10 protein-coding genes and 1 rRNA gene are annotated in these 7023 nt (G+C 56.3%); 9 read left to right on the plus strand and 2 right to left on the minus strand.

What is annotated here, in order from left to right; translation table 11 throughout:
• Nucleotides 1–7 precede the first annotated feature (7 nt).
• Genes G471_RS0108295 through coq7 form a run of 3 tightly spaced genes read left to right on the plus strand, consistent with a single transcriptional unit; the run spans nt 8 to nt 1699 of the window.
• Nucleotides 8–553 (plus strand): RNA pyrophosphohydrolase, encoded by a 546-nt coding sequence (locus G471_RS0108295; RefSeq protein ID WP_028994949.1) that lies wholly within the window; start codon nt 8–10, stop codon nt 551–553.
• Nucleotides 554–555: 2 nt separating this feature from the next.
• Nucleotides 556–1071, plus strand: coding sequence for a CNP1-like family protein (locus G471_RS17085; RefSeq protein ID WP_043421186.1), 516 nt, complete (start codon nt 556–558; stop codon nt 1069–1071).
• Nucleotides 1072–1075: 4 nt separating this feature from the next.
• Nucleotides 1076–1699, plus strand: coding sequence for a 2-polyprenyl-3-methyl-6-methoxy-1,4-benzoquinone monooxygenase (gene coq7 / locus G471_RS0108305; RefSeq protein ID WP_028994950.1), 624 nt, complete (start codon nt 1076–1078; stop codon nt 1697–1699).
• A 1-nt stretch (nt 1700) separates the two neighbouring features.
• Here the strand turns inward: coq7 and G471_RS0108310 are convergent, their stop codons facing one another.
• Nucleotides 1701–2126 (minus strand): OsmC family protein, encoded by a 426-nt coding sequence (locus G471_RS0108310; RefSeq protein ID WP_028994951.1) that lies wholly within the window; start codon nt 2124–2126, stop codon nt 1701–1703.
• 489 nt (nt 2127–2615) lie between these two features.
• Between G471_RS0108310 and rplM the strand changes: the two genes are divergently transcribed.
• From rplM to erpA, 5 genes are all read left to right on the plus strand, one after another.
• Complete coding sequence (gene rplM / locus G471_RS0108315) at nt 2616–3044, plus strand: 50S ribosomal protein L13 (protein ID WP_028994952.1); 429 nt, start codon at nt 2616–2618, stop codon at nt 3042–3044.
• Between the two features lie 9 nt (nt 3045–3053).
• A complete protein-coding gene (rpsI, locus tag G471_RS0108320) occupies nt 3054–3446 on the plus strand; it encodes a 30S ribosomal protein S9 (RefSeq protein ID WP_028994953.1) in 393 nt (130 codons plus the stop codon).
• A 150-nt stretch (nt 3447–3596) separates the two neighbouring features.
• A complete protein-coding gene (locus tag G471_RS0108325; protein ID WP_157272468.1) occupies nt 3597–4313 on the plus strand; it encodes a DUF6776 family protein in 717 nt (238 codons plus the stop codon).
• Between the two features lie 42 nt (nt 4314–4355).
• Nucleotides 4356–4757 (plus strand): bactofilin family protein, encoded by a 402-nt coding sequence (locus G471_RS0108330; RefSeq protein WP_028994955.1) that lies wholly within the window; start codon nt 4356–4358, stop codon nt 4755–4757.
• Between the two features lie 32 nt (nt 4758–4789).
• Entirely contained in the window at nt 4790–5140 is a 351-nt protein-coding gene (erpA, locus tag G471_RS0108335) for an iron-sulfur cluster insertion protein ErpA (protein ID WP_028994956.1), read from the plus strand.
• Nucleotides 5141–5185: 45 nt separating this feature from the next.
• Here the strand turns inward: erpA and G471_RS17090 are convergent, their stop codons facing one another.
• Nucleotides 5186–6502: a M23 family metallopeptidase gene (locus G471_RS17090; protein ID WP_081700166.1), complete on the minus strand. Its 1317-nt coding sequence runs from the start codon at nt 6500–6502 to the stop codon at nt 5186–5188.
• 442 nt (nt 6503–6944) lie between these two features.
• On the opposite strand from G471_RS17090, the gene G471_RS0108345 reads away from it, so the two are divergent.
• A 16S ribosomal RNA gene (locus tag G471_RS0108345) occupies nt 6945–7023 on the plus strand; the annotation flags it as partial.

A 7023-nucleotide genomic window follows, 5' to 3' on the forward strand; every position in this document is an offset into this window, starting at 1 on the left:
GTTTTCTATGCTCGACCGCGAAGGCTTTCGCCCGAACGTCGGCATCATTCTTTGCAACGCCAAAAACGAGGTCTTCTGGGGCAAGCGCATACGTGAACATTCCTGGCAGTTTCCACAAGGTGGCATCAAGCGGGGTGAAACCCCCGAAGAAGCGATGTACCGGGAACTGCACGAAGAGGTCGGGCTACGTCCCGAGCACGTGCGCATTCTCGGGCGGACCAAGGGCTGGCTGCGTTATGAAGTGCCGAATCAATGGATCAAGCGCGAATGGCGCGGGTCGTACAAGGGCCAGAAGCAGATCTGGTTCCTGTTGCGCCTTGTCGGGCGCGACAGCGATGTCAGCTTGCGTGCAACGGCCAAGCCGGAGTTTGATGCCTGGCGCTGGAATGATTACTGGGTGCCGCTCGACGCGGTGATCGAGTTCAAGCGCGGTGTCTACCAGCAGGCCTTGAACGAACTGGTGCGCTTCCTGGAGCAGGACCGTCGACATCCGCGTGGTCCCCGGCGGGGGGAGTCCGAAACTTCCGATTTGCCTCGGGAAGATGGAGCTTGAGCATGAAACGCCCGAATATTTTTTGCCTTGGTTTCCTGCTCAGCCTTGCCGGGAGTGCCTGGGCGTCTTCTGCGTTCGATGAAGAGCCGGTGATCTGGCGTGAGGCTGAGGTGGTTTTCCCGGCCGTGCCTGCGGCGGAGGGCATGCAGGCGTTTTTTGTCAGTGCGGCAGCAAGCAATCGTTTTCTGGTCGATCCGGCATCCATTACGGTCGGGGGGGATGGTGTGGTTCGCTATGTCCTTCTGGTGGAAACGCCGGGCGGGGCGCGTAACATGACCTTCGAGGGAATGCGGTGTGCCTCCCGGGAAAAGCGCATCTACGCATCGGCAAGGCGCGACGGTTCGTGGTCGCCTTCGCGCAACGAGGCGTGGGAGAAAATTCGTAATATTGCGCCCAATCGCCAGCATGCCGCGCTCTTCCTCGATTATTTCTGCCCGGGGGGCGTGATCGTCCGTACGCCGGATGAAGCCAGGGATGCGCTCAACAAGGGCGGACATCCATCGAACATGACGTGGTGATTTTATGTCGATTGACGCCTTGATCCTTGAGTTTGATCGCGCCTTGCGCACGCTGGCTGCGTCAGCGACGACAGTGCGCCCTGTGCCCGGCAACGATATTCCGGACTGCGCGCTGGATGCGGAGGAGCGGCGCCACGTTGTTGGCCTGATGCGTGTCAATCATTGTGGCGAGGTCTGTGCCCAGGCGCTGTATCAGGGGCAGGCTCTCACCTCGCGCGATCCTGAGGTGCGCGATGCCTTGCGCAAGGCGGCCGATGAAGAAACCGAGCATCTGGCGTGGACCGAACGCCGGATCGCTGAATTGGGCGGGCGCACGAGCGTGTTGAATCCGCTCTGGTATCTCGGCTCACTGTCGATCGGGGTGGCTGCCGGCCTGCTTGGCGACAAGTGGAATCTGGGCTTCCTGGCGGAAACGGAGCGTCAGGTCGAAGCGCATCTCGACAGTCATCTGGCGCTTTTGCCGGAGAACGATGCAAAATCGCGTGCGATTGTCGAGCAGATGCGTCTGGATGAAATCAATCACGCAGAAATGGCGACCCGTTACGGGGCTGCCGACCTGCCGCAGCCGGTCCGGCTCGGGATGCGGACAACGGCCAAGGTGATGACCGGCCTGTCCTATCGCGTCTGACTTAAGCTTCCACGATCTCGAAATCGGCGGTTATTTCTGCGGATTGCGCCAGCATGATCGAAGCGGAGCAGTACTTTTCCTTGGAAAGTTCAATTGCGCGCGCGACTGCCTCGGGCTTCAGTTGCTGGCCTTTGACGCGGTAATGGAAGTGCACCCGGGTAAACACCTTGGGGTCGGTTTCTGCGCGTTCAGCGCTGAGGCTGACGTCGCATGCGGTAACTGCGTGCCGCCCTTTCTTCAGGATCATCACGACATCGAAGGCGGTGCAGCCGCCAGTGCCGGCCAGTAGTAGTTCCATCGGTCGCGGGGCAAGGTTTCTGCCGCCGGCTTCGGGGGCACCATCCATCACGACTGTGTGGCCGCTGCCTGTTTCCGCGACAAACGACATCCCTGCGTCGCTACCCATCCATCTGACCGTGCACTCCATCCTGCTTGCTCCTGTAAGTTGAGGCGCCAATTCTAAAGGATTTGTCGAAAGGTGCTATGTTGCAATGCAGCATTTGCTAACGAGTCAGGGCGGTTGCCCGGGGCGGTGCCATGGATTACTTTTAGCAATACTTATTTACTGGATGTTTGTATAAATCATAGTTAACAGTTGGTTAGTTAGGATAAATTAAATTTAGATGTTTATTGGTCAAATCATTGTGCGGCGCACAAAAATCACTTGCTCGATGTTTGCACTTTGGGCAAAATGGGAACCGTACGAACTGAAGTGCTTTGGTTAGTTGGACTTCGGTTCAGGATTGTCTCCTCCACCCTCCTCCTTTGGTGTGGATTTAACGCGGCTCAGCGAGCCGCGTTTTTTTTGCCTGGGTATTTGCTCTATCTCCGATTTGGTGATTGACAGTGCGCTCGTCTATGGTTACACTCCACGGCTTTCTCAAATCTGCGCCCATTTTTTCAGGACGGCACACACATGAAAACGTTTTCCGCCAAGCCACATGAGGTGAAGCGCGAGTGGTTTGTGGTAGACGCCACAGACAAGGTGCTCGGCCGCCTCGCTACCGAAATTGCTCGCCGCCTGCGTGGCAAGCACAAGGCTATTTACACGCCGCACGTTGATACCGGCGATTTCATCGTCGTTACCAACGTCGACAAGATCACCGTTACCGGTAACAAGGCTGACGACAAGAAGTACTTCCGTCACTCCGGTTATCCCGGCGGTATCTACGAAACCAATTTCAAGAAGATGCAGCAACGTTTCCCGGGTCGCGCTCTGGAAACCGCCGTCAAAGGCATGTTGCCGAAGGGGCCGCTGGGCTACGCCATGCTGAAGAAGCTCAAGTGCTACGCCGGTGACCAGCATCCTCACACTGCCCAGCAGCCGAAGGCTCTGGAAATCTAAGGGGATATCATGGCTGAAGCTTATTTCTACGGTACCGGTCGTCGTAAGAGCGCCGTTGCTCGTGTTTTCATGAAGCGTGGTTCTGGCGTCATCGTTGTCAATGGCAAGCCGGTCGACCAGTTCTTTTCTCGCGAAACCGGCCGCATGATCGTTCGTCAGCCGCTGGCGCTGGTTGAGCAACTGGCTGGCTTCGATATCAAGGTCAACGTCACTGGTGGTGGCGAATCGGGTCAGGCTGGTGCAGTTCGTCATGGCATCACGCGTGCCCTGATCGAATACGATGCTGCGCTCAAGCCGGCACTGTCCAAGGCTGGTTTCGTGACCCGCGACGCACGTGAAGTCGAACGTAAGAAAGTTGGCTTCCACAAGGCCCGTCGCCGGAAGCAGTTCTCCAAGCGCTAAGCGCTACGCTGTTCAGAAAGCCGCCTTTGGGCGGCTTTTTCGTTTCCGGGGTTCGGGTGTTATCATCTGACGCTCATCCGGGGTGCCTTTGCTGCTCTTCTGGAATATGCGCAAGCTTGCGCATTTCGTATCAACCATGAGTTCCATCGGATGCACACACCCGCAGTAAGCCTGCGTTTCAAAAGATTCCGTCGTCGATTCGGTATATCCGCACCGCGTGTCGTTGTGCGCAGTGAGTTGCCGCGTCAATGGCTGGTCGGTTTCGGGGTGTTGCTGATGGCGATTGGCTTTGCTGCCGCATGGTTCATTCAGTCCGCCAGTTTTGGTGGCGGGCAGTTGGCCGAGCTTCAGAACCAGGTCCGGGTGCAGCAATCAGAACTTGATCTTTTGCGCGCCAGCGTCGGGACCGGTCAAAATGCAGTCAGTATTGAGCGTGCGGCGCAGCAGCAGCTGCTCACCAGAATTCAGTCGCTCGAGGCCGAGAACTCGGCCCTCAAGGAGGATATGCTGATTTTCGAGCGCTTGATTCCCGTGATCGGGCAGGAAGCCAAAATCAGGATCGAAAGCTTTCGCATATCGAGCAATGCCGGCGGCGGCTACCGCTATCGCTTGTTGTTGGCCTATCAGTCCGTGCAGCGAGGTGCTGGTTTCCGGGGGCGTTACGAAGTTGTTGTGACATACAAGGCCCCTGATGCTCAATCCCGGCAACTTGTGCTGCCGGCGGGGCAGGATGGAATTGTTGAGGTGCGTCATTTCCTTCGTCGCGAAGGCGTGATTGAATTGCCTGGCGGTGCAGTTCTTGTATCTGCCGAGGTGCGCCTGTTTCAGGATGGTAAACTCGTGACCAAGGAAGCGGCGGTCATTTGATCGTTTTATGGTGGTAGCGCCGGGCGTTACAAAGGAGGCTGGATGTTTGGAAAAAAACCACCCGCCGGAGCACAGGCCAGGATTGATAGCCTGATAGGTGTCGGGACTTGTATTGAAGGCAAGGTGCGCTTCAGCGGAGGCTTGAGGGTTGACGGCGAAGTGCGCGGTTGCGTGGAAGCTGTTTCCGGTGCCTCGTCGTCTACCCTGGTCGTCAGTGATCAGGCGCGCATCGAAGGCGCGGTGTCGGTTGCGCATCTCGTTTTGAACGGGACGATTGTCGGTCCGGTCACTGTCACCGAGACGCTGGAAATGCAACCCAAGGCAAGAATTGTCGGGGATGTGGCATACGAGTCGATTGAAATGCATCAAGGGGCGGTCATCGAAGGTCGCCTGGTGTATGAGAAATCCCCTCAGCAGGAACCAATACCGCCGATCGCGGACTAAACCACGTACAAACGAATCTTTAGGAGTGATTCATGAATGCTGCTGTAGAAAACCTGGCGCCCATCGTCTTCACGGATAGCGCGGCGAACAAGGTCAAGGAACTGATCGAAGAAGAAGGAAACGCTGGCCTCAAGTTGCGGGTCTTCGTGACTGGCGGCGGTTGTTCCGGTTTCCAGTACGGCTTCACCTTTGATGAGGAAGTGGCCGAAGACGACACCACCATGGAGAAGAATGGTGTGCAGTTGTTGATTGATCCGATGAGCTACCAGTATCTCGTTGGTGCCGAAATCGATTACACCGAAGGCCTGGAGGGATCGCAATTTGTGATCCGCAATCCCAATGCGACTTCCACCTGTGGCTGTGGCTCATCGTTTTCCGCCTGATTTCTCGAAAAGATGGAATAACAAAGGGGCTCAAGGCCCCTTTTTTTATTCCATGTAGACGATTTCAGAATGATGCATTCGTTCAAGCAAGGCCAGGTGCGGTTGGCTGGCGGTTCTGAATGCGCTCAGCTCAGCAGCTGAGAGGCTGGGGGCGAGCACCGGGATCTTTGCCGATAGCGGATTCACTGGTTTGTTGTTGATGCGGAACTCGTAATGTAGATGTGGGCCGGTAGCCCAGCCGGTTTGGCCAACGTAACCAATGGTTTGGCCTTGTCCGACGCGCTGGCCCTTGCGAATTCCACTGCCGAAGCGCGAGAGGTGGGCGTAGAGGGTGGTGTGCTTGTCGTCGTGCTTGAGGATGATCACATTGCCGTAGCCATTCTGTTTGCCGACAAAATCCACCGTGGCATTGGCGGTCGCCCGGATCGGGGTGCCGGTGGGGGCCGCGTAGTCGACCCCTTGATGGGCGCGCCATGTTTGCAGGATGGGGTGGAAGCGGCGGCTGAAACCGGAGCTGATTCGGGAAAACTCAAGCGGGGAGCGAAGAAAGGCCTTCTGCAGTGGTTTGCCGTCCGGTGTCAGGTAGCTGCCTCGATCATCGCCATGGTCATGCCAGAGTGCCCGGTAGACTTGTCCGGCATTGATGAATTCTGCGGCGATGATACGTCCGCTGCGCGTCGGTTGTCCTTCCTGGTGACGAGTCTCGTAGGTGACGGAAAAACGGTCACCTTTGCGCAGATCGGTGTGGAAGTCGATTTCGCTGCTGAATATCTCTGCCAGTTGAATGGCGATTGCGTCCGGGATGCCGGCTGCGTCGGTGGCCCCAAAGAGCGAATACTCTATCTGTGCGCTTTTGGTCGTCAGGTGAATTTCAGGGCGATCGGCAACAAGAGTTGCTTCTAAATGGTCGCCAAGTCGCTTGATGGTGAGGGCAGAGTCCCGGCTGTTGAGTGGGAAATGCAGCTGTATGAGACTCCCGTCACCGGAGGCGCTGGCTGAGACTCGCCGCCCGGCGATGAACTCCTGTCTGATCGGGGCAGCTTCAGGGGCGTTTCTCAGAAAGTCGACTGCCTGGCTGTCGTCAATATTGAGGCGGGAAAGCATGCGCTGCAGGGTGTCGCCTCGCTGAATGACGGTTTCGGCGAAAAACGTATGCGCTGTATTGTCGAGAAGGTCGGGTATCGGTGAAGGTAGCGACTCGATGACCGTTTGGTGCGGGATGTTGTCGTTAGCCGGTGCGACGGCAAGGGCGGTCGCAAAGGCCGCGATCATGCTGGCGCCAAGCAGTGTAAGTAATAGTGGATGTCTGGTGTGGCCGGCACTCAATAAGGGAGAGCTGCCGGAAAAGCCGAATTTGAACATTGGATAGGCGGCGGGATGGCAAAACGAATTTCATTCTAACAGAGGGGCTTAGTGTGATGTTCGTTGATGACGATCGGAAAAGATGAATCTTCTTTTCAAAAAGGTGTTGACGCATTTTTTGGTGTGTGTAGAATGCGCACCTTCCTTGCGGTGCCGGGGTTTTCGGCGGTGTGAGGCAGGCAGTGAGGTGAAAGAAATTTTGCTGAAGTGCTTGACGGAGGTGAGGAAGTGTTACATAATCTCGCTTCTCTGCTGCAGACGAATTGATGGATTGATTTGGCGCGGCGATGCTCTTTAAAAGTTTGGACAACCGATAGGTGTGGGTGTCTTGATGCAGTGGTTTCGGCCACGAAATGTATTAAGGCAAACGCACTAAATAAGATGGAGAGATCCATCGAGGTAGAGAAATCTACCGTCAGTGAATTTGCGAGTTTGTTGGATTGAACTGAAGAGTTTGATCCTGGCTCAGATTGAACGCTGGCGGCATGCCTTACACATGCAAGTCGAACGGCAGCACGGAC

Source organism: Azonexus hydrophilus DSM 23864, from assembly GCF_000429605.1.
Classification (GTDB): Bacteria; Pseudomonadota; Gammaproteobacteria; order Burkholderiales; family Rhodocyclaceae; genus Azonexus; species Azonexus hydrophilus.

Coding starts and splice junctions, on each gene's coding strand:
- coq7 (WP_028994950.1), top strand. CDS start 1,076: ATGTCGATTGACGCCTTGATCCTTGAGTTTGATCGCGCCTTGCGCACG.
- G471_RS0108330 (WP_028994955.1), top strand. CDS start 4,356: ATGTTTGGAAAAAAACCACCCGCCGGAGCACAGGCCAGGATTGATAGC.
- G471_RS17090 (WP_081700166.1), bottom strand. CDS start 6,502: ATGTTCAAATTCGGCTTTTCCGGCAGCTCTCCCTTATTGAGTGCCGGC.
- G471_RS0108295 (WP_028994949.1), top strand. CDS start 8: ATGCTCGACCGCGAAGGCTTTCGCCCGAACGTCGGCATCATTCTTTGC.
- G471_RS0108325 (WP_157272468.1), top strand. CDS start 3,597: ATGCACACACCCGCAGTAAGCCTGCGTTTCAAAAGATTCCGTCGTCGA.
- erpA (WP_028994956.1), top strand. CDS start 4,790: ATGAATGCTGCTGTAGAAAACCTGGCGCCCATCGTCTTCACGGATAGC.
- rplM (WP_028994952.1), top strand. CDS start 2,616: ATGAAAACGTTTTCCGCCAAGCCACATGAGGTGAAGCGCGAGTGGTTT.
- G471_RS0108310 (WP_028994951.1), bottom strand. CDS start 2,126: ATGGAGTGCACGGTCAGATGGATGGGTAGCGACGCAGGGATGTCGTTT.
- G471_RS17085 (WP_043421186.1), top strand. CDS start 556: ATGAAACGCCCGAATATTTTTTGCCTTGGTTTCCTGCTCAGCCTTGCC.
- rpsI (WP_028994953.1), top strand. CDS start 3,054: ATGGCTGAAGCTTATTTCTACGGTACCGGTCGTCGTAAGAGCGCCGTT.